Below are 20,158 nucleotides of genomic sequence, written 5' to 3'. Positions count from 1 at the left end.
TTTGTATAAAACAAAGATGGGGCGAATATTTCTTCGCCTCTTAATATCAAAACCCGTTTCTGATTTTTCAGGTTTTCTTTTAGACTCTAAATTTTCAAAGTCTATTATTAAATCCTTTGCCAAGAAAAATAATATTGATTTAAATGACTATATTTTAGATGATATAGGTTCATTTAACGATTTCTTTTGTAGGCGAATAAAGCCAGAGCTTAGACCTATAGATACAGAGGAATCACACTTGGTTACACCATGTGATGGATTGTTAAAGGTTATCCCTATCGAGGAAGGAAAAGTTTTTCCTGTAAAGCAAAGCATTTTTACCATCAAGGATTTATTACAGGATGATGAATTAGCTGAGAGTTTTGAAGGTGGCTATTGTTTAGTTTATCGCTTGTGTGTTAATCATTATCATAGATATGGATATTTTGAAACAGGAGTAAAAAAGCAGGATGTGGTAATTCCGGGCGTGTATCATACCGTTAGGCCTATCGCTCTTGAAGCAGGGCCAGTTTTTGTTCAAAACAGCCGTCAGTATACAGTCATTGAAACAGAGAGATTTGGCAAATGTGTTCAGATGGAAGTCGGCGCTATGCTTGTAGGCAGAATAGTAAATGAACAGCCAAGTGAGGCAAGTGTTTTTAGAGGTGCTGAAAAGGGACATTTCGAGTATGGCGGATCTACAATTATAGTTCTTATTCCCAAAAATGTAGCTAGAATTGATGAAAAACTCATTGCAGCTTCAAATAATGGGGAGGAAACTCCAGTAGTTATGGGCCAGTCAATAGGAGGTACTATATGATTAAATTAATAGCAACAGATGTAGACGGCACATTAGTTAGAGACTCTGCTCCAGAGGTTTATCCGGAATTGATTGAGACTATCAAACGACTTCGCGAACAGGATGTAATTGTTTGTATAGCAAGTGGTAGACAGTATACCAGCATGGAAAAAATGTTCCGTGAAATCAAGGATGATTTGATTTTTATTGCAGACAACGGAGCTCATATAAAATGCCGTGGCAAAGATTTACATGTGGCTAACATGAATGCAGATTATTTGCCAGAGCTCCTTGGTGATTTACGCAAATACAAGTCAGAAGGCTGTGAGGTAATTTGTGAGGCGCCAGGTCTTACATATATTGAATCACACAATGAGGATTTCATCTCATTTATTGGCGAGCAATATAGATGTGATTACAAAATTGTAGATGATGTTTTAAAGGATGGGGACAATATTATCAAGGCTTCTATTTTTAGACGTCCTTCAATCAGACAGATTGGTGAGGAAGTTTTCATTCCAAAGTGGAGTGACAAGCTCAAGGTTACAATGGCTGGAGAGGACTGGGTAGATTTTATGGACAAATCCGTAGACAAAGGCCACGCATTGCAATTTATCCAGGAGTTCTTTGGCATCAAAAAAGAAGAGACTATGGTTTTTGGTGATAATAATAATGACATTGGTATGCTTGAAAGGGCGGCAGAAAGCTATGCAGTTGAGACTGCACCAGATGTAGTCAAAAAGCATGCAAATCATGTATGTCCATCCTGGAAAGAAAAAGGTGTTTATCAGATTCTTAAAGAGCTATAGATATTAGCGTTTAGACTTCATTCGAAAGAATGGAGTCTTTTTTATTGATAATAAATTTCATTAATGAAAAATATCTCAATTACCCATTGACGAAGTAGGTGAATGGTGCTATTTTTGTATCCAGTATTACATACTAAAATGATAGGTGAAAAGGAGATAAAAAATGTTTGTTTACGCAGATAATGCAGCAACTACAGCGGTTTCACCAAAGGTAGTTGAAGCAATGCTTCCATATTTTACAGAGGTTTATGGAAACCCATCAAGCCTTTATTCTGTTGGACAGAAGGCAAAGGAGGTACTTGAGGAATCAAGAGAAAGAATTGCCAAGCTTCTTGGTGCATCACCAAGAGAAATTTATTTTACATCAGGTGGTAGTGAGGCAGATAATCAGGCTATTATTTCTGCTGCAAGACTTGGTGCTAGAAAGGGAAAAAAGCATATTGTGTCTACAAAGTTTGAGCATCATGCTGTCCTTCACACACTTAGAGAGCTCGAAAAGGAAGGCTTTGAGATTACACTTCTTGATGTTCATGAGAATGGTGTGATTGAAGCTTCCCAGGTTGCTGATGCAATTCGAGAGGATACTGCCCTTGTAACTATTATGTACGCAAATAATGAGATTGGCACAGTTCAGCCAATAGCTGAGATTGGTGCTATTTGTAAGGAGAAGGGTGTAATCTTCCATACAGATGCTGTTCAGGCAGTAAGCCACATTCACATTAATGTTAAGGAGCAGAATATAGATATGCTTTCTATTTCAGCTCATAAGTTCCACGGTCCAAAGGGTGTAGGCGTTCTTTATGCAAGAGGCGGCATTATTCTTACAAACATCATTAATGGTGGTGCTCAGGAAAGAGGAAAGAGAGCTGGTACAGAAAACCTTGCTGGCATCGTTGGTATGACAGTCGCTCTTGAGGAGGCTGTGACTCATATGGATGAGAACAATGCAAAGCTTGCTAAGCTTCAGGATAGACTTATTGAGGGACTTTCTAAGATTCCTTATTCAGAATTAAACGGTGACAGAGAAAATAGAGTTAAGTCAAATGTTAATTTCTGCTTCGAAGGAGTAGAGGGTGAATCATTACTTCTTCTCTTGGATGATAAGGGAGTTGCAGTATCTTCTGGTTCTGCTTGTACATCAGGCTCATTAGACCCAAGCCATGTGCTTCTTGCAATTGGTCGTCCACATGAGGTAGCACACGGCTCACTTCGTGTCTCTCTAGGAGAGGATGCAACAGAGGAGCAGGTTGACTATATTGTTAAATCAGTAGCTGAGGTTATAGAGTACCTTAGAAGCTTTTCTCCATTCTGGGGAGATTTGGTAAGTGGCAAGCGTCAACATATATTTGCAGAGCATACTGTAGCTTAATTGTATCAAGGAGGAAAATAAAAATGGCATTATATAGCGAAAAGGTCATGGACCATTTTAGAAACCCTAGAAATGTAGGAGTAATTGAGGATGCAGATGGTGTGGGAGAAGTAGGAAACCCAGTCTGTGGAGATATCATGAAGATTTATCTTAAGATAAATGATGAAAAGGTAATCGAAGATGTAAAGTTTGAGACATTCGGATGCGGTAGCGCAATTGCATCATCTTCAATGGCTACAGAGCTTATTATGGGCAAGCCACTTGAAGAGGCGCTTTCTCTTACAAACCAGGCAGTTACAGAGGCTCTCGATGGACTTCCAGCACATAAGCTTCATTGCTCAGTTCTTGCTGAGGAGGCTATTAAGTCTGCAGTAAAGGATTATTATGATAAAAATGGTATTGAATATGATCCAAAGGATTTCCCAGATCCAGAAGTTGAAAGCTGCCATATGCACTAATTTCAAATCCTATGTTATAATCATTATATGAAGAGATTGAGATTTTTTAGTTTTATATTAGTGATTGTAATGTTATTGCAGCTGGCTGGATGTGGCAAAAAATATGAGGGTGATGTGGATGTTGATTTGACTTCCATGTCAGGCACTATGGTTTATTCTTACGTGGCAGATATGCTTGCAAATCCTGAAAGCTACAGGGGTCAGGTGGTAAGAATGCATGGTGACAGTAATATGACTCATGGGGGTAGCCATTCATGCATTGTTTATGATGCCTTAGGCTGCTGTACTGAGGGCATAGAGTATGTGCTAGCTGACGAGGAGTTAGATTATCCAGATGATGGTGATAGTATTACGGTAGTTGGTACCTTCGCCACCTATTCAAAGGGCGGAAATACCTACTTTACACTGGTTAATTCAATATTGGAGTAGTAGACACAGGCTTGCAACAGGTCAATGAATTATGACTTTGTTGCGGCCTGTTTCTTTTGCTTCATAAACTGCTTCGTCAGCCCTTTTAATAAATGATTCTAAGGTATCATCAGCTCTTGCCATTGTGGCACCAATACTGATTGTAAGATGCTGCACAGGGATGAAACAGATTTCCTCTACTGTTTTTCGGATAGATTCAGCAAATGATACAAGTGAGATTTCATTTACATCTGGTACTAGGTAAACAAATTCCTCACCGCCCCAACGTCCAAATGCATGACCTTCCTTTAGGTTTTCTTTAATCAAATCTACTACTGCACGTAGAGTGATATCTCCAACGTCATGACCATAGGTATCATTAATATGTTTAAAATGGTCAATATCAAAGAATAGCAAGCCATAAGGTTTGCCATGTCGATTCAATTCTAGGAATTCGTCTATTTTTCTACCAAGCTCCCAACGATTATATATTTTGGTGAGCTGATCTGTATAAGCGATGTTACCAAGCTCTTTATTTATGGTATCAAGTTCCTTTGATGTAGATTCAAGGAAGGCAAGGATTCTTTCTACAAATGGAATCTCTTTATTAGAGTCAGTACTAGAAGCATCATCTGATGACAGCTCTCTAGTTGTTATAATCACATCCTCACCGTCATCAGCCTCCTTTAATCCAACTGCAACCAATGTACTGTTTAAATCACCACCAATACCTTCAGGAGTGAAGAATATTTCCGCATAACCACTTACAAGAGAAAAGTCAACTCCCGCCTTTTTATATTGATTTATTTCGTATGTATAATCATTTTTTAGATAGCGAAGTCTGTTGCCGCATTCAAAAAGATAAACAGCCTCAGGCTTAAAATCAGTTAAATCATCAGCAGATTGTTTAGTCAAAGTAATAAGCTGCTCTGGCGTTGCGAAGGAGAGACGTACATGTCTACCTGTTTCAATATCAGATGTGAGAATAATAGAACCATTCTCATCATATGCAGCAGGCACTCTGGCGATTTTCACTCCGCCGTTTTCCATTATTAATGGAAACTCTGCTACGTTCTCAAAAAAGTATTTATTAGGCTGAACCTTTAGATATTTTTGATAAATATCAATAGCAGGCTTTTTATCTATTTCAGAGATAATAGAACCACCTGAGGTTTTAGTGATTACCATTTCCACACCGATTGGCTGCCAACCTAGATTATTGTCCATATATAGCTTGAGCTTTGTACTAACAAATGCTATTACAACAAAGCCGTTTGGATAAACCTGACGACCATATACATGGGCATTATTTCTTAGTCTGATATTGCGACCTGCTTTGATGCCAAATATAGGTAGCTTGTGGTGACTAAATTCTTTGGTAAATACGTTTATGGATGTACTATTTGAAGTATAAAAAATCTGAAGACACTTCAAATTCTCTAGAGATTCCAAAGCCTCATTCATTACACGTCCAGCAACAAAGGATGAGGTGCTTTCCATATTGAAATCATATTGAACGAGAGTAGTGTGTTTAAAGAAGGTCACAGAAAGCTCTACGGGATGGTCGCTTAGATCAAAATCTTCAGACGCAATGTTGGCAGAGGTGATGCCAGAAATACATGCTGTTGGAAATGCATTTGTAATGGTAGATAGCATCAAAGGCTCATCTATATCTATACGTGGATTATATAACTGCATCAAGATACCAGAAGCGGACTTGTAGTCTTCATCATTGGAAATTGATGGAATAATCTGCTTAAGTTCATTTTGATTATAGAAATGATATGTTATTTGCTTCATAGATATACTCCTATAAGCTATACATGTCCAAAATCTATTATAACATGCATAAAGTGTCAGAAAAACGTTGATAATATGTAAAAATCGTGATAATATGCAGTTAGCAAAAACTAACTAAAGTTAGAATGGAGACAATTGAATTATGAATATAAATATTATTATTGGAATTCTGGTTCCATTTGTAGGCACAGCCCTTGGTGCAGGAACTGTTTTCTTTATGAAAAAGGAGTTTGGTGTAAATGTACAGAAGGCTCTTACAGGTTTTGCCAGCGGTGTAATGGTGGCAGCATCTATATGGAGTTTAATTATACCTGCTATGGAGCAATCAGAAGGACTTGGCAAATTAAGCTTTTTACCAAGTGCAGTTGGATTTTGGATTGGAATACTATTTTTGCTGTTACTTGATTCATTGATTCCTCATTTACATATGTATACAGATAAGGCAGAGGGACTTCATGCTAAATTAAAGAGAACTACCATGATGGTACTTGCAGTAACGCTTCATAATATTCCAGAAGGAATGGCAGTAGGAGTTGTGTTTGCAGGATTGATTTCGGATAATACATCAATTACTGCAGGAGGAGCTTTGGCGCTTGCCATTGGTATTGCCATTCAGAATTTCCCAGAGGGAGCAATCATTTCTATGCCACTTTGCAGTGAGGGCAATAGCAAAGGAAAGGCATTTGGTTATGGAGTATTATCGGGTGCTGTAGAGCCAATAGGGGCACTTCTTACTATTTTTGCAGCAGGCTTTTTCGTTCCAGCAATGCCATATTTACTTAGCTTTGCAGCAGGTGCCATGATGTACGTTGTGGTAGAGGAGCTGATTCCTGAGATGTCTTCAGGAGAACACTCTAACATCGGAGTTGTTTTGTTTGCAGTAGGCTTTACGCTGATGATGGCTCTTGACGTGGCACTTAGTTAGTGACGTCGTGTGAGCTGATAGGGACGACCAGAGGATTATTTGATATAGGATCAGGAACAATGACACTATTAATTCCATATATTTCTTTTATGGTTTCCTCAGTTATTATCTCATTTGGAGTACCTTCTTTTATGAGGCGTCCTTTTTTCATGGCGAAAAGATAGTCAGCGTACTTTGTAGAAAGATTAATATCGTGGAGGACCATCACTATGGTGGTTCCTCTTTTTTTATTTAATTCCTTTAATAAATCAAGGATTTCTATCTGATAGGCAATATCAAGATAAGTGGTAGGCTCATCTAAAAAGAGAATGTCTGTTTCTTGTGCAAGGGCAAGAGCGATGAAAACACGTTGTCTTTGACCGCCTGATAGCTCATCAATGCTAGCGTCAGCAAGCTCTGTTATTTTCATAGCATCCATGGCCTGCTCGATGGCGATATAGTCCTCTTTTGTAAGAGGTGACATAAATTTTCGGTGTGGATAGCGACCTCGTGAAACCAGCTCAGCCACCTTTATTCCCTCTGGAGCAATGCTAGTTTGAGGAAGTAGTCCTATAGCTTTTGCAATATCCTTTGACCTGATACAGGAAAGTGATTTGTCATTTAAAGTGATTACTCCAGCGGTAGGGCATATGAGTCTACAAAATGTTTTTAGCATAGTGGATTTGCCGCTACCATTTGACCCTAAGATTACACTTATTTTGTTTTCTGGAATATGGATATTTACAGATTCAAGTATATTTTTATCTCCATAGCCAGCCTTAATATCTTTAGCTATTAATGTGTTAGAACTCACTATAGTTGTCCTCCTTTGTTCTGCTTGATGAGAACGTAAATTAAATATGGACCTCCCAATAGACCAGTGATGACACCTACAGGAAATCTGGTATATAGAAGGTTTTGTCCTACAAAGTCTCCCGCCAATACAAGAATAGCTCCAACTAAACCAGAGGAGAGTATATTTGACTGATTATGTCCGCATATACGTTTTGCTATTGGACCTGATAAAAATGCTATTGAGGAAATGGGACCTGTGATAGCTGTGGCAAATGCAATTAGTGCAACTGAAAGAACTATTAGCAGGGTTCTGACAAGATTCACATTGATGCCCAGTATTGTTCCGTAAGCATCGCCAAGTGCAAGAGAAGCCATAGCGTGTCTTAAATAGATAATAATTGCAAGTGAGACGATAACTACAGCAATAAGCAGTGGAAGTGAATCAGTTACTATTCCATTAAGATTACCGTTCATCCATCGCATTGCAGTTGGCACATCATATTCTGAGGCTGTCATAATCATCCAGCTGATTAGGGCAGTGAATACAGCCTGTGTGCCAATACCTACAAGAATTAAACGATTGGCAGAAAATGAATTAATGTAAGCCACCTTGTATATAAGTATTGAAGTAAGTATTCCTGCAAGTACAGCAATTAGTGAAACAAGTCCGCGGTTCATATTCAAAAAAAGTATGCAATAAACTGCTGCAGCAGTTGAGCCGGATGAGACCCCAATAATGTCAGGACTGGCTAAAGGATTCCTGAGTAGAGTCTGGAATATGTGTCCTGCTACACCAAATGCTATACCTGAAAAAATAGCAGCAACGGTTCTAGGAAGTCGCAATTTAGCTATTAAAAATGAGCCTTCACTACTATTTCCAAGTAAGGTATTGATAACCTGATAAAGAGTGTAGTTTTTCTCGCCAATCATCATATTTAGACACATTAATACACAAACTATGCATGCAAGCATGATAACCATACAAAGGTATTTTTTTCGGCGAGATTTTACACCATCAAATAGGCTTTTATTAATCATAGACTTTGTACCTTGGCCTTTCTGATGATAATAATGAATATTGGACCTCCTATAATGGCTGTCATAATACCTGTTTCCAATTCGCCAGGACGTCCAAGTAAACGACCTAAAACGTCGGAAATAAGAAGTATAGAGGCTCCATATAGACCACTGCAGCTTATTAGGTGTTTGTGGTCATTTCCTATTATCATTCTTACTATATGAGGAACCATTAGCCCAACAAAACTGATAGGTCCTGCAAGAGCAGTTGTGGTGGCACAAAGCAATACACCACAGAGTGCAGCAATTGCCTTGGTACGATTAACATTAAGACCAAGGGAGGTTGCAGTATCCTCAGATAGCAGAAGAGTGTTCAGATCGTCAGAGAGCATTAGACTGACAATTACCGCAATCACGATAATAGGTAGAATCAGTTTTATATCTTCAAAGGAAGTGCCGCCAATGCTGCCTATTTGCCAAAATCGATATGTAGTCATAACACTTGAGTTTGGCATAACTATAAGGCTTACAAAAGAAGCCAGGGCAGTGCTGGTGGCTGCACCTGCTATGGCCAACTTAATAGGCGTAGGACCGCCATAACCTGCAGATGCTAGTTTATACACGAAAAGTGCAGTGATAACAGCTCCGGCAAAAGACAGTCCGATGTAGGAAAGCTTTGACTGGATATTAAAAAAGGTGATTCCTATAACTATAAAAAGTGAAGCACCGGTATTTACTCCTAAAATACTTGGGTCAGCAATAGGATTTCTTGTAATCGATTGCATGAGTACCCCTGAGATACTAAGGGCAGCCCCAGCCATGAGTCCAAATATAGATCTAGGAATTCTAGCCTGTACAATATTTACGTTGTAATCTGTGGAATTAGAATCAGTAAATGCTTTAATTACATCAGAGAAACCTACGGATTTTACTCCGTAGGTTATTGAGAAAAACAATGCTAATATTAAAATAATGATTCCAAGTCCGTATGACAGAATAATCTTCTTATTACTCATTAATTTTCTTAGCAGCCTCACTTAATACATCAAGATAGTCATCAATCGCATATGGGATAGAAAGGATAGAAGGTGTAGTTGCAGCAGCAAGTGCAGAGGTAGAGTCGATAAGTACCACAGCTCCATTTTTAACTGCTGGAATCTGACTCATAAGAGGGTCAGCCTGAAGTGCTTCCAATAGTCCTTCGTCACCATATACAACCATAATGTCCACGTCATTTAAAAGTTCTGCATTTTCTCTAGAAATAGTTACTGAGAAATCATCAGAGCTTTCTGCTAAGGATAGAATACTCTCAGGTGTTTCAAAGCCTAAATCATTTAAATAAGATGCTCTAGGATCATTTGGGAGATATGCATAGAAAGTGCTCATATCCTCTTGTGTAATCCAAAAGTATCCGGCAGTTTTACCCTCTAATTCTGGATATGCTGTAAGCTTTTCTGCAATTAATTCATCTGTTTGAGCCACAAGCTCCTCAGCCTCGGCTTTCTTTCCAATGGCAGTGCCATTTACTATAGTTTGGTCTCTCCAGTTTGTTTTCCATGCAGTTTCAATATATGGAACAACAGGAGCTATTTCTGAAAGAAGATTATATTCCTCTTCTGTAAATCCTGAATAAGAAGCGATGATGATATCAGGCTCACAAGCGGCAATGGCTTCGTAATCCCAACCAGTTTCATCATTAAATACATTAGGTGTATCTACCCCAAGTGCTTTAAATGCATCATCTGTCCATGGGTGAAGTATGTTGTCTGTAACAAGACCGTAGTTTGCGGCAGAAACTCCTACTGGAATCTCTCCGAGTGCTAGGATAGGGTCCTGATTTGCCCAGGATAAAGTAACAATACGCTCAGGCTTTGACTCAATTACCGTTTCGCCAAAGGCGTGTTCTATAGTGATAGGAAAAGCATCCTCAGAATCTGTAGATGCAGTAGTTGTATTATTGGTTTCTGTATTATCAGCGGAATTTGTTTCTCCACAGGCTACAAAAGTTGAGCTGATAACAGACATTGCAAGTAATAATGATATAGCTTTTTTCTTCATGTAAAAAAATCCTCCTGAATTGTGCGTTACTTAATTGTGCAAGATTAGATAACGCTAACCGGGCTAAACTTTATCACACTAGAGTTAGGTAAGTCAAACGTTTTTGAAATTTTCCACATATAATTAGTGTTGGTAAAGAAGGTTAGATTAGTTAATTCTTTGGAAGGATATATTGACAAAGAATTTTTAAGTTAATATTATATTACCTAGTTAATTAGTAGGAATAACAAGTAGAAGGAATCTTTATGCTTGTTTTATAGGGAGGATTTTATGACACTTCAACAGGTTTTATATGCTCTTACCATTCAGGAATGTGGCTCTATGAACAAGGCAGCAGAGAAGCTGTATATAGTTCAGCCGACTTTGACCAGTGCCATTCAGGAGCTTGAAAATGAAGTAGGGCTTACTATTTTCATGCGTACCAATAAGGGCGTAATCGTGACTCCTGAGGGACAGGAGTTTCTTGATGATATAAGGGGATTTTATCGTCAATACGACACCGTTATGCAAAAGTATAGCGGAGAGGGAAATTACAAAAGAAAATTCGGTGTGTCCACACAGCATTATACTTTTGCAGTTCGTGCATTTGTAGATATGGCAAAGCAGTACGATATGAATGAATTCGATTTCGCCCTTCGTGAGACTACCACAATGGATATTATCAAGGATGTTAGTAGTCTAAAGAGTGAGATAGGTATTCTCTATTTAAACGAGCTAAATCGCAAAGGACTGAATCGATTATTCACTGAGCATGCCTTGGAGTTTCATTCTCTAATTCAATGTAGAGCCTTTGTATATTTGTGGCATGAGCATCCTCTAGCTCAGATGGAGTCCATAGGAATCGAGGATTTACAGGATTATCCATGTATGTTTTTTGAACAGGGGGATAATGCTGAATTCCTAGCAGAAGAAATTCTTAGCGAGAATTTTTATCCTAAGATGCTCAGAGTAACTGATCGTTCCACAATGCTTAATTTGGTAAAGGCTCTTAATGGGTATACATTATGCTCTGGCATTGTATGGGGAGATTATAATGGAGATGGCTATATAGTTGTTCCTTTCCGTGGTGATGAAGAAAATCCAAACAGCATAATGGATATTGGCTTTATTACAAAGAAAAATGCTGTTATGAGTAAAATGGGCAAGCAGTACTTGGATGAGATATATAAGGCCCTTGAACAGATAGACAAATCAGTTGTTTGTAATTTGTAAAAAAAAATTTTTGACAGACTGCGTAGTTAACTTTTTTTTCATATTTTTGTCCTATAATACACAATGTTAGAGTGTTATGTTTTTCTTGTTCCGTTAGGAGGCAAAAGATGACAAAGGATAAAAGTAAAGGAAAATTACAATCGTCAATTAGTTTTAGGGATAGTATTAAGACAAAGTTAATCTTTATTATGGCTTTACTTGTTGCTGTGCCTTTACTTGTTGCAATTCTCATTAGTTATGAGAGTTCTACTTCAAAAGCTAAGGAAGATGCATTAGATAATCTTGATGCTAAATGCAGATTGGTGGAAACTCAGTTCCAACAGATAGTTACAAAAAACATTCTAGCGTTACAAACATTTTCAGTGGCACCTAGTACCATTACTTATATAGAAAACTATGGTACAGAAGAAAATCCTATTCCTGATGATGTTATGCTAGCTCAAATGGATGCAATTAATGAATTTATGGCCGATGATAATGTTTCGGTTATTTTATCTAAAGCATCAGGTGATCAGCTACTAAGAGCTGATAGATCAGAACTTACAAATATTTCAGATAGAGATTATTTCCAAGAAGCCACATCTACTGGCAAACCAGCTATTTCTAATATTGTTGTTAGTAAGAGCAATGGAAATAGAATAACTATTATCTGTGTTCCTATTTTTAATGAAGCAGGCACACAGGTAATTGGTACAATTCAACGAAGCTTCGATTTAAATAATATACATGAATTCTTAGCTGAGAATGTAAGTGACGGGTATATTACAGATAGAGCTGGTATGATGGCAGCTCATGCTCAGTTTGAAATTGCACCAGAGGACGAATATGACCTTAGTGATTATGAATTTATAGGTTCTAGCGAAACGAACGGCCTTATGACAGCTGATTTTGATGGTGAGCTTACTTACATGTCCTGGACAAGAGAACCAACCACTGGATATGTAGTAGTTGTATCAAAGCAGAATTCCGAGATAATGGAATCGGCTATTAAGTCTGCTCTTATAGTAGTTATCATTGGTGCTATATTACTTGTTATCGCAATAGTAATATCTCTTATTATCGCAACAAGCTTTACCAAACCAATTATTGCTGTTACTGAAACAATTACTGAATTGGCAGACGGTGGCTTCAAAAAGATTAAAGGATACTCAAAGCGCAAGGACGAATTCGGAGAAATTGTTCGGAGCACTAATTCCGTAATTGATAGATTAAGTAATATTGTTCATTCTATAAAGGTTTCTGCAGCCACTGTTACAACATCATCTGAAGATTTGGCTGATATGGCTAATCAGATTGCTGCAACAACAGATACAGTTGCAAATGCAGTTCAGGAAATTGCTACAGGAGCTGTTCAGCAGGCAGAGGAAATCCAGCAGGCAGCTGAGAACGTAGGAAAGATTACTGATGCAGTTTCAGGAGTTCAGAATTCTACAGACAATATGGAAACCTTGGCTGGCAAGATGAAAGAGGCTTCTGAAAATTCTAGTCAGTCCCTCAATAACCTTCAGACATCAAGTAGTGAGATGACTGACAAGATTGAGGAAATTACAAAGACTATTTCCGCTACAAAGGATGCAGTAGCAAATATTAATGAGAGAGTAGAAGGTATTTCTGGAATCGCAGCTCAAACCAATTTGCTTTCACTTAATGCTTCTATTGAGGCAGCTAGAGCTGGTGAGGCAGGTAAGGGATTTGCAGTTGTTGCTGAAGAAATTAGAAAGCTAGCAGATGATTCAGATAGTATGGCTCAGGATATTAGAGCTGAGATGGATATTCTTTTGAGGCAGTCTGAGGCAGCTGTTGCAGCAGCTAATCTTGTTAAGCAAGGAAATCTGGAGCAGCAGGAAGCAATTGGTGGCACATTAGAATCTGTAAATGGTATGCTTGCAGATATCGATGGAACAGTAGAGGGTGTAAGAGATATAGCAGGTGGAGCTACTACATGTGTTAACTCTAATGATGTTGTATCAGATGCAATGTCATCACTTTCAGCTATTTCACAAGAGAATGCCGCTTCATCAGAAACTACTGGAGCATCAGTCCAAGAGCTTTCGGCTACAGTTTCAAGCTTGGCAAATTCTGCTGATGATTTGAAGGATATTGCTGTAAAACTTAATGAAGAGGTTTCATTCTTTAAGGATGATGCAGTAGAAGAATAAGATAAAAATAACCCGCCAGTGCTTTGCTGGCGGGTTTGTTTATGAGTTAACTAAATCACTAAGCTTTTTGCCATAGAAGAAGTCTCGCTCAAGCTTATAGAATTCAGTCCACATAGGAAGTGTTTTACATATACTTTCACGAGGACAATCCATGTGCTCGCTTGCTAGGCAGGCCACAGGTGAAAGGCTTCCTTCCATAAGCTCTATAATTTCTCCAATAGAATATTCCTCTGGGGATCTAGTAAGCTGGTAGCCGCCACCTTTTCCGCTGACTCCCTTTACAAATCCACCGTGTACTAATTCTTTTACAATAATTTCAAGATATTTTTTGGAGATGTCCTGACGTTCTGCCACGTCCTTGAGAGGAATATATTCTTCTGGATTCTGTTGTGCTAAGTCAATCATTACACGCAAAGCATATCTTCCTTTTGTTCCGAACATTTTTTACCTCCTGTGTTATATATTCATAATTAATTTACACTATTATAAGGTAGGTAAATAGGTAATTCAACTTTTTAAAAGGAATTATGTTATCAAGAGAATTGATAGCTGGCTATTATTTTTGCCTATTGTAAAACCTATTGACCTAGTAGGTAATAACATTTAATATAGTCTCATCAACAAAAACAACAAGGCAAGGACGAAGGAGGAGGACATTATGAGCAATTATAGATTCGAAACATTAGCACTTCACGTAGGACAGGAAAATCCAGATCCAGCATCTGATGCTAGAGCAGTACCAATTTACCAGACAACATCATATGTATTTAGAGATTCTAAGCATGCAGCTGATAGATTTGGTCTTGCAGATGCAGGAAACATTTATGGAAGACTTACAAACTCAACACAGGGAGTTTTAGAAGTTAGAGTGGCAGCTCTCGAAGGCGGTACAGCAGCACTTGCAGTTGCCTCTGGTGCAGCAGCTATCACGTATACAATTCAAGCTTTGGCAGCCGGCGGTGGACACATCGTAGCACAAAAAACTATCTACGGTGGCAGCTACAATTTATTAGCACATACACTTCCACAGTACGGTGTAACAGCTACATTCGTAGATGCCCATAACCTTAAAGAGGTTGAGGATGCAATTAAAGATGACACAAAGGCAATCTACATTGAAACTCTTGGAAATCCAAACTCAGATATTCCTGACATTGATAAGCTTGCAGAGATTGCACATAAGCATGGACTTCCACTTGTAGTTGATAATACTTTTGGAGCAGCTTATTGGGTAAGACCTATTGAGCATGGCGCAGACATCGTAGTACATTCTGCTACAAAGTTCTTTGGAGGCCATGGAACAACACTTGGTGGTGTAATTATTGAGGCAGGCACTTATGATTGGAAGGCAAGTGGAAAGTTCCCAGCAATTGCTGACCCAAACCCAAGCTATCACGGAATTTCATTTGCAGATGCAACTTCACCAGCAGCTTTTGTTACTTATATAAGAGCAATACTTTTACGTGATACAGGTGCTACAATTTCACCATTCAATGCATTCTTGCTTTTACAGGGAATCGAGACACTTCCACTTAGACTTGATAGACATGCAGAAAATACAACAAAAGTGGTAGAATTCCTAAAGAATCATCCTCAGGTGGCAAAGGTTAATCACCCATCACTAGAGGAGCATCCAGACCATGAGCTTTATAAGAAATATTTCCCTAAGAATGGTGGAAGTATATTTACATTTGAAATCAAAGGCGGAAAGGAAGCTGCATACAAGTTTATTGATAATCTTCAGATTTTCTCAATCCTTGCAAATGTAGCAGACGTAAAGAGCCTAGTTATTCACCCAGCGACAACAACCCATTCTCAGTTGACAGAAGAAGAGCTTCTAGATCAGGGAATTACACAATCAACTATTAGACTTTCAATTGGAACAGAGCATATTGATGATATTATTGAAGATTTAGAAAAAGGCTTTGCAGCAGTTGAGGGTATTAACGCTTCAAATTTTGAAGGAAAAGCAAATACTGCAGCAGTTTAAAAACAAGGTTTTTAAATATGGTAGTTATGAAATATAAGATATATAATAGATTTAGTTTTTAATTCGGAGGTAATGTAATGGCTAACATTTACAAGAGCGCTTCAGAGCTCATTGGAAACACACCACTTGTAGAAGTAACAAATATTGAAAAGGAGCTTGGTCTTGAGGCCAAAGTATTAGTTAAGCTTGAGTATTTTAATCCAGCGGGTTCAGTAAAGGATAGAGTTGCTCTTGCTATGATTGAAGATGCTGAGGAGAGAGGGCTACTAAAGGAAGGTTCAGTTATCATTGAACCTACTTCAGGAAATACTGGTATTGGCCTTGCTGCAATCGCAGCTGCAAAGGGCTATAGAGCAATCCTTACTATGCCGGAGACAATGTCTGTTGAGCGTAGAAATATTCTTAAGGCTTATGGTGCAGAAATTGTTCTCACTGAGGGCTCAAAGGGAATGAAGGGTGCTATTGCCAAGGCAGAGGAGCTTGCTGCAGAAATCGAGGGTGGATTTATTCCAGGACAGTTTGTAAATCCCGCAAACGCAGCTGCTCACAGAAAGACAACAGGACCAGAAATCTGGAAGGATACAGAGGGTAATGTTGATATCTTTATCGCAGGTGTAGGCACAGGTGGAACAATTACTGGTGTTGGCGAATATTTAAAGAGCCAGAATCCAAATGTTAAGGTAGTTGCATTGGAGCCAAAGGATTCACCAGTTCTTTCAGAGGGACGTGCAGGTGCTCATAAGATTCAGGGAATCGGTGCTGGTTTCGTACCAGATGTTTTAAATACAAAGATTTATGATGAAATATACACAGCAGCTGCAGAGGATGCATTTGCTGCAGCAAAGCTTCTTGCAAAGAAGGAAGGAATTTCTGTAGGTATTTCTTCTGGAGCAGCTTTACATGGAGCCATTGAGTATGCTAAAAAGCCTGAAAATAAGGGCAAAACAATTGTTGCCTTATTACCAGATTCAGGTGACAGATATTACTCAACACCATTATTTACAGAATAATTATAAAATTAATGGGACAGCGGTTGCTGCCCCATTTTTTTCACAATTTCATGGTATTATCAATGTCACTAGAGACTGTCTACATAATTTGATTTTCATTGTTCCAAATGTGTTATTTTTTGGAGGGTTTATATGAGAAAATTATCGAAGATTCTAAGTGTGTTGCTGGTTGGGGCATTGTTAGTTAGCAATACCATGACAAATATTGCATTTGCTGAGGAGAGTGCTTCTGAAACAAATTCAGCTGGGGCTCAAAATAATGTATTAACAAGTATGACTGTTACTGAATTGGATGAGCCTAAGGATGGCGCTCTTTTGGATATGAGCGCAACAGTTGTGGCAAATAATGGCGCCTCATGGAAAATACCTGTTATCTGGGTAGATGAGAACGGTAATATATGCACTGTTTATTCGGCAAATACTGTTTGCTATCCGGTATTTGTATTTTATGTTCCTGAAGGATATGTTATTGATTCCACTGTGGATACTTCATCATTTTTGAAATTCCCACAGTTTGTTCAGGCAATATATGGTGATGAGCCACTTATTACTATTATGGATTCATCACAAAGAATATCATATATTACCATAGCAAATGGTCCGGCTAAAAATGTGCAAGGCTCTGAAGTATCTATTTTCGCAAATGCACTTAGGAAAATGGAGGAAGATTCACAGGGTGATGACATTGAGCCTAGCGATGGAAGCACATCCTGGGATCCTAAGAATCTCGTAGAAATGTACTGCGATCAAAATGCTGTTGATGAACTTGGCTGGGAAAGATTAGCAGCATTAGTTTCTTTGGTAAAATATGTAGTTCAACCAAAGGCAGTTACATTATTAGTAAATGAATTTTCATGCTTCTATAATGCTGTTTATTATCCTGATGTTCCAGAAGGCACTGAAGGCGCGGAACTAGGTAGTGGAATAGGCCTTTATGTTTATTATGACTATGCATTGATACCAGATGGGGCTGTTTCTGAAGGAAAATTCAAATATGCTGATTATAGCGAGGCAGTTGCATATGTATCTCCACGTCCAGAAGACAACGGACAAATATATTACACTGTAGGTGTAAATGCAGGCGCTATTAAAGATTACATGGTTTATAATGAAGAATCTGGTGACTGGGAGCTTAATGATAAAGGTATGGCAACACTAGAGAATACCTTGATTCATGAGATGTTCCATGCATTTATGGTAGATTATACCACTACAGGTTCGACTGGATATATATACAATGAGGCTACAGGTGAATATGAATACTATGAGGAGCTTGATTACCCAAGATGGTTTATTGAGGGCATGGCAACTACAGTAGACAATCCTTACCAGTATTGGTACGCTGATTTTGTAGAGGATTATGGTTGTGTATTAGGTGAAGATAGTTATTACTATGACCAGGATTCACTTGTAAGTAACTATACAACAAATGAAAAACTTCAATTGGCGTATGGAGAAGATTATAACGTAAGTGATAATAGTGAGAGCTCATACGTATCGGGATATTTAGCTTGTATGTATTTAGGCTATAAAGCATCAACAAATCCTGACTATAGAGAAATCTATGGTATAACAGGAGACGCATGGGTTCGATATGACGATGGTACATATTCATTTAACAATGAGGTAATCAAGGAAGGATTAAATGCTATTCTCTCTGAATTACATGGTATATATGGCTCTGATGGAGTATGGTATTCAAAAACATTAGATCAAGTTGTGGATGATTTATTTGGAGTAGACCCATATGAATTGGATTATACTACAGCAGACTATCAGGCAGATTTTATTGCAGTATTAGAGGATTCAGCTGATTTCTCGGCATCATTACTTTCATACTATGAGTATTATTCTACAGAGGGAGCAGTAGTAAATGGATCTGTATTATTACCAGCAGATAGCACAGCCTCTTCGTCAATAAATGATTATAGTGATATTGATAATCCTGTATATGTAATTCAGGAGAAAGAGGACATAGAGGATCCAAATCCACTATATGTTCCATCAGATGCCCAAAACCTTTATGCAGATGGCGGTAAGTCTGCGGTACCTGATGAAGAAGAAGATGATGATGAAAATACAGATGATGCTAATGATTCAAATCAGAAAATATCTACTGATGGGACTGCTGTAGCTGCAAAACCTGAAGCAGTAGATATTGTTGAAGATGAAGCTGAACCAGCTGATGAAGAAAATGATGAAGGTGAAGAGAATCAGACTGGCAATGAGGAATAAGCTTTATTAATACTTTGGGCAATATATTTAGTTGGTGATATTCCATATACAGATTTGAATTTCTTACTAAAATGACTAGAATCAAAACAACCAATCTCCAAGGCAACCTCTGTGAGATTGGTTGTTCCTTTTTTAAACAAATCTATAGCATGCTCCATTTGTAGTTCAGTAATAATAGTGTTAAAAGTTTTGCCGGTAGTTTTATGAATTAGTCGACTTAAATAGGCAGTAGAATATCCAAAAAACTTTGCAGTTTCTTCAAGGGTTGCTTTGTTGTAATTAACATTTAAATAGCATAAAACAGAAACTATAAGGTTGTTTTGTACCTGAGTTTTTTTATTAGGCACTATGGCAAGCATTTCGTATTCTCTGGCTAAATGGAGGAGAAACTCGCCAGTTAGGAGACTGGTAGAATATTCGTAAGCATGAGGCTGTTGCATAGTTTCTGTAAGCAGATGCCTTGCCAATTCTTTAAGCCATTCATCCTTTCCAGTAGGAAATAGAATGTATGGACTACTGTCTCTTTGGTATAAAATGCTTTCTAGATAGTCTACAAGAAGCTTTCCACCTCTAAGAAATCCTAAAAAGTTCTGGTCAAAAAAATCCTTGTTCATCATTATATTTAGAATTACCGATTCGTCATTTGTGCAGGAGAGGGCATGAATAGAGCTTGGTGCCATAATGCATACATCCCCCTCATTCATTTTAAAGGAATAGCCCTCAAAGCAGTTTGTGCAGTAGCCCTTTGCAATATAGACAATTTCAACATAGTCATGGTTGTGAAGAACAGGATAACTGTACCTGCGATGCCTGGTTATGGTGACATTTGCTTCGTTTTTTATACTATCAATAGTCACACCTAGCTTATTTTGAGACTTGTCAAAAAAATAATGTGAAGATGGTGCTATGGCTATTAGTCCTTCAGCTACATAGTTTTGATATTCTGAAACTGTAATAGCCCTGTCCCAATATATAGTTTCCCCTGTTTCATAGGCTTTTTTCCATATTTTCTCATCTGAATCCAAAGGCAAATTATCGATAGATTCTAATCTCATGTCTATTAATACTCCTAAATCTGTAAATTTAAATTGAAAAAATTATAGCATATCATGTCAAAAATTTACATGATGATAGTCTGATTGATACAAGGAAAAGT

Annotated in this window: 18 protein-coding genes; 11 read left to right on the top strand and 7 right to left on the bottom strand. The window is 38.1% G+C overall.

All coding sequences use genetic code 11. The annotated features are described in order from the left end of the window. Window position 1: 1 nt before the first annotated feature. The 5 genes from E7276_RS03635 to E7276_RS03615 all read left to right on the top strand — a co-directional run bounded on the left by E7276_RS03635 (window position 2) and on the right by E7276_RS03615 (window position 3,843). The gene (locus E7276_RS03635; RefSeq protein WP_294213844.1) at window positions 2-799 is read left to right on the top strand and encodes a phosphatidylserine decarboxylase; all 798 of its coding nucleotides are present in this window, start codon (window positions 2-4) and stop codon (window positions 797-799) included. After that, on the top strand, window positions 796-1,587 hold the full coding sequence (locus tag E7276_RS03630) for an HAD family hydrolase (RefSeq protein WP_294213842.1): 792 nt from the start codon (window positions 796-798) through the stop codon (window positions 1,585-1,587). Before E7276_RS03635 ends, E7276_RS03630 begins: the two co-directional genes overlap by 4 nt. A gap of 163 nt (window positions 1,588-1,750) precedes the next feature. Beyond that, on the top strand, window positions 1,751-2,956 hold the full coding sequence (nifS, locus tag E7276_RS03625; RefSeq protein ID WP_294213840.1) for a cysteine desulfurase NifS: 1,206 nt from the start codon (window positions 1,751-1,753) through the stop codon (window positions 2,954-2,956). Between the two features lie 23 nt (window positions 2,957-2,979). Further along, a complete protein-coding gene (gene nifU, locus E7276_RS03620; RefSeq protein WP_294213838.1) occupies window positions 2,980-3,414 on the top strand; it encodes a Fe-S cluster assembly scaffold protein NifU in 435 nt (144 codons plus the stop codon). A 36-nt stretch (window positions 3,415-3,450) separates the two neighbouring features. After that, window positions 3,451-3,843: a hypothetical protein gene (locus tag E7276_RS03615; protein WP_294213835.1), complete on the top strand. Its 393-nt coding sequence runs from the start codon at window positions 3,451-3,453 to the stop codon at window positions 3,841-3,843. Window positions 3,844-3,864: 21 nt separating this feature from the next. On the opposite strand, the gene E7276_RS03610 is transcribed toward E7276_RS03615, so the two are convergent. Further along, window positions 3,865-5,622 (bottom strand): sensor domain-containing diguanylate cyclase, encoded by a 1,758-nt coding sequence (locus tag E7276_RS03610; protein ID WP_294213833.1) that lies wholly within the window; start codon window positions 5,620-5,622, stop codon window positions 3,865-3,867. Between the two features lie 142 nt (window positions 5,623-5,764). Between E7276_RS03610 and E7276_RS03605 the strand changes: the two genes are divergently transcribed. After that, a complete protein-coding gene (locus tag E7276_RS03605) occupies window positions 5,765-6,547 on the top strand; it encodes a ZIP family metal transporter (protein WP_294213831.1) in 783 nt (260 codons plus the stop codon). Here E7276_RS03605 and E7276_RS03600 read toward each other — a convergent pair. The 4 genes from E7276_RS03600 to E7276_RS03585 are packed head-to-tail and all read right to left on the bottom strand — an operon-like array spanning window position 6,540 to window position 10,396. Beyond that, entirely contained in the window at window positions 6,540-7,340 is an 801-nt protein-coding gene (locus tag E7276_RS03600; RefSeq protein WP_294213828.1) for an ABC transporter ATP-binding protein, read from the bottom strand. The two genes, E7276_RS03605 and E7276_RS03600, sit on opposite strands and share 8 nt — an antisense overlap. Further along, entirely contained in the window at window positions 7,340-8,359 is a 1,020-nt protein-coding gene (locus E7276_RS03595; RefSeq protein ID WP_294213826.1) for a FecCD family ABC transporter permease, read from the bottom strand. The genes E7276_RS03600 and E7276_RS03595 overlap by 1 nt, the downstream gene beginning before the upstream one ends. Then, window positions 8,356-9,354, bottom strand: coding sequence for a FecCD family ABC transporter permease (locus tag E7276_RS03590; protein ID WP_294213824.1), 999 nt, complete (start codon window positions 9,352-9,354; stop codon window positions 8,356-8,358). Before E7276_RS03590 ends, E7276_RS03595 begins: the two co-directional genes overlap by 4 nt. Further along, window positions 9,347-10,396 carry an iron-siderophore ABC transporter substrate-binding protein gene (locus E7276_RS03585; protein ID WP_294213822.1) on the bottom strand — a complete coding sequence of 350 codons (1,050 nt, stop codon included), beginning with the start codon at window positions 10,394-10,396 and terminating at the stop codon, window positions 9,347-9,349. The genes E7276_RS03590 and E7276_RS03585 overlap by 8 nt, the downstream gene beginning before the upstream one ends. A 270-nt stretch (window positions 10,397-10,666) precedes the next feature. Here E7276_RS03585 and E7276_RS03580 point away from each other — a divergent pair, with 270 nt between their 5' ends. Together E7276_RS03580 and E7276_RS03575 are read left to right on the top strand one after the other, a co-directional pair. After that, window positions 10,667-11,608, top strand: a complete 942-nt coding sequence (locus E7276_RS03580; protein ID WP_294213820.1) for a LysR family transcriptional regulator — start codon at window positions 10,667-10,669, stop codon at window positions 11,606-11,608. A gap of 107 nt (window positions 11,609-11,715) precedes the next feature. Next, a complete protein-coding gene (locus E7276_RS03575) occupies window positions 11,716-13,767 on the top strand; it encodes a methyl-accepting chemotaxis protein (RefSeq protein ID WP_294213817.1) in 2,052 nt (683 codons plus the stop codon). Window positions 13,768-13,806: 39 nt separating this feature from the next. On the opposite strand, the gene E7276_RS03570 is transcribed toward E7276_RS03575, so the two are convergent. Then, window positions 13,807-14,208 (bottom strand): RrF2 family transcriptional regulator, encoded by a 402-nt coding sequence (locus tag E7276_RS03570; RefSeq protein WP_294213814.1) that lies wholly within the window; start codon window positions 14,206-14,208, stop codon window positions 13,807-13,809. A 217-nt stretch (window positions 14,209-14,425) separates the two neighbouring features. On the opposite strand from E7276_RS03570, the gene E7276_RS03565 reads away from it, so the two are divergent. The 3 genes from E7276_RS03565 (at window position 14,426) to E7276_RS03555 (ending at window position 19,002) form a co-directional block, all read left to right on the top strand. After that, a complete protein-coding gene (locus E7276_RS03565; protein WP_294213810.1) occupies window positions 14,426-15,757 on the top strand; it encodes an O-acetylhomoserine aminocarboxypropyltransferase/cysteine synthase family protein in 1,332 nt (443 codons plus the stop codon). A 77-nt stretch (window positions 15,758-15,834) separates the two neighbouring features. Further along, a complete protein-coding gene (gene cysK / locus E7276_RS03560; protein WP_294213807.1) occupies window positions 15,835-16,767 on the top strand; it encodes a cysteine synthase A in 933 nt (310 codons plus the stop codon). Window positions 16,768-16,899: 132 nt separating this feature from the next. Beyond that, window positions 16,900-19,002, top strand: coding sequence for a hypothetical protein (locus E7276_RS03555; RefSeq protein WP_294213804.1), 2,103 nt, complete (start codon window positions 16,900-16,902; stop codon window positions 19,000-19,002). Here the strand turns inward: E7276_RS03555 and E7276_RS03550 are convergent. Then, window positions 18,981-20,057, bottom strand: coding sequence for an AraC family transcriptional regulator (locus E7276_RS03550; protein ID WP_294213802.1), 1,077 nt, complete (start codon window positions 20,055-20,057; stop codon window positions 18,981-18,983). The two genes, E7276_RS03555 and E7276_RS03550, sit on opposite strands and share 22 nt — an antisense overlap. Window positions 20,058-20,158: the final 101 nt, after the last annotated feature.

Source organism: Pseudobutyrivibrio sp. (assembly GCF_015057185.1).
Taxonomy (GTDB): Bacteria; Bacillota; Clostridia; order Lachnospirales; family Lachnospiraceae; genus Pseudobutyrivibrio.
This window is presented reverse-complemented; position numbering and strand designations above follow the sequence as displayed.

What these genes read in the sequence shown, in the direction of transcription:
- E7276_RS03630 (WP_294213842.1), top strand. Translation starts at nt 796, where the DNA reads ATGATTAAATTAATAGCAACAGATGTAGACGGCACATTAGTTAGAGAC.
- nifS (WP_294213840.1), top strand. Translation starts at nt 1,751, where the DNA reads ATGTTTGTTTACGCAGATAATGCAGCAACTACAGCGGTTTCACCAAAG.
- nifU (WP_294213838.1), top strand. Translation starts at nt 2,980, where the DNA reads ATGGCATTATATAGCGAAAAGGTCATGGACCATTTTAGAAACCCTAGA.
- E7276_RS03610 (WP_294213833.1), bottom strand. Translation starts at nt 5,622, where the DNA reads ATGAAGCAAATAACATATCATTTCTATAATCAAAATGAACTTAAGCAG.
- E7276_RS03605 (WP_294213831.1), top strand. Translation starts at nt 5,765, where the DNA reads ATGAATATAAATATTATTATTGGAATTCTGGTTCCATTTGTAGGCACA.
- E7276_RS03595 (WP_294213826.1), bottom strand. Translation starts at nt 8,359, where the DNA reads ATGATTAATAAAAGCCTATTTGATGGTGTAAAATCTCGCCGAAAAAAA.
- E7276_RS03590 (WP_294213824.1), bottom strand. Translation starts at nt 9,354, where the DNA reads ATGAGTAATAAGAAGATTATTCTGTCATACGGACTTGGAATCATTATT.
- E7276_RS03585 (WP_294213822.1), bottom strand. Translation starts at nt 10,396, where the DNA reads ATGAAGAAAAAAGCTATATCATTATTACTTGCAATGTCTGTTATCAGC.
- E7276_RS03580 (WP_294213820.1), top strand. Translation starts at nt 10,667, where the DNA reads ATGACACTTCAACAGGTTTTATATGCTCTTACCATTCAGGAATGTGGC.
- E7276_RS03575 (WP_294213817.1), top strand. Translation starts at nt 11,716, where the DNA reads ATGACAAAGGATAAAAGTAAAGGAAAATTACAATCGTCAATTAGTTTT.
- E7276_RS03570 (WP_294213814.1), bottom strand. Translation starts at nt 14,208, where the DNA reads ATGTTCGGAACAAAAGGAAGATATGCTTTGCGTGTAATGATTGACTTA.
- E7276_RS03565 (WP_294213810.1), top strand. Translation starts at nt 14,426, where the DNA reads ATGAGCAATTATAGATTCGAAACATTAGCACTTCACGTAGGACAGGAA.
- cysK (WP_294213807.1), top strand. Translation starts at nt 15,835, where the DNA reads ATGGCTAACATTTACAAGAGCGCTTCAGAGCTCATTGGAAACACACCA.
- E7276_RS03555 (WP_294213804.1), top strand. Translation starts at nt 16,900, where the DNA reads ATGAGAAAATTATCGAAGATTCTAAGTGTGTTGCTGGTTGGGGCATTG.
- E7276_RS03550 (WP_294213802.1), bottom strand. Translation starts at nt 20,057, where the DNA reads ATGAGATTAGAATCTATCGATAATTTGCCTTTGGATTCAGATGAGAAA.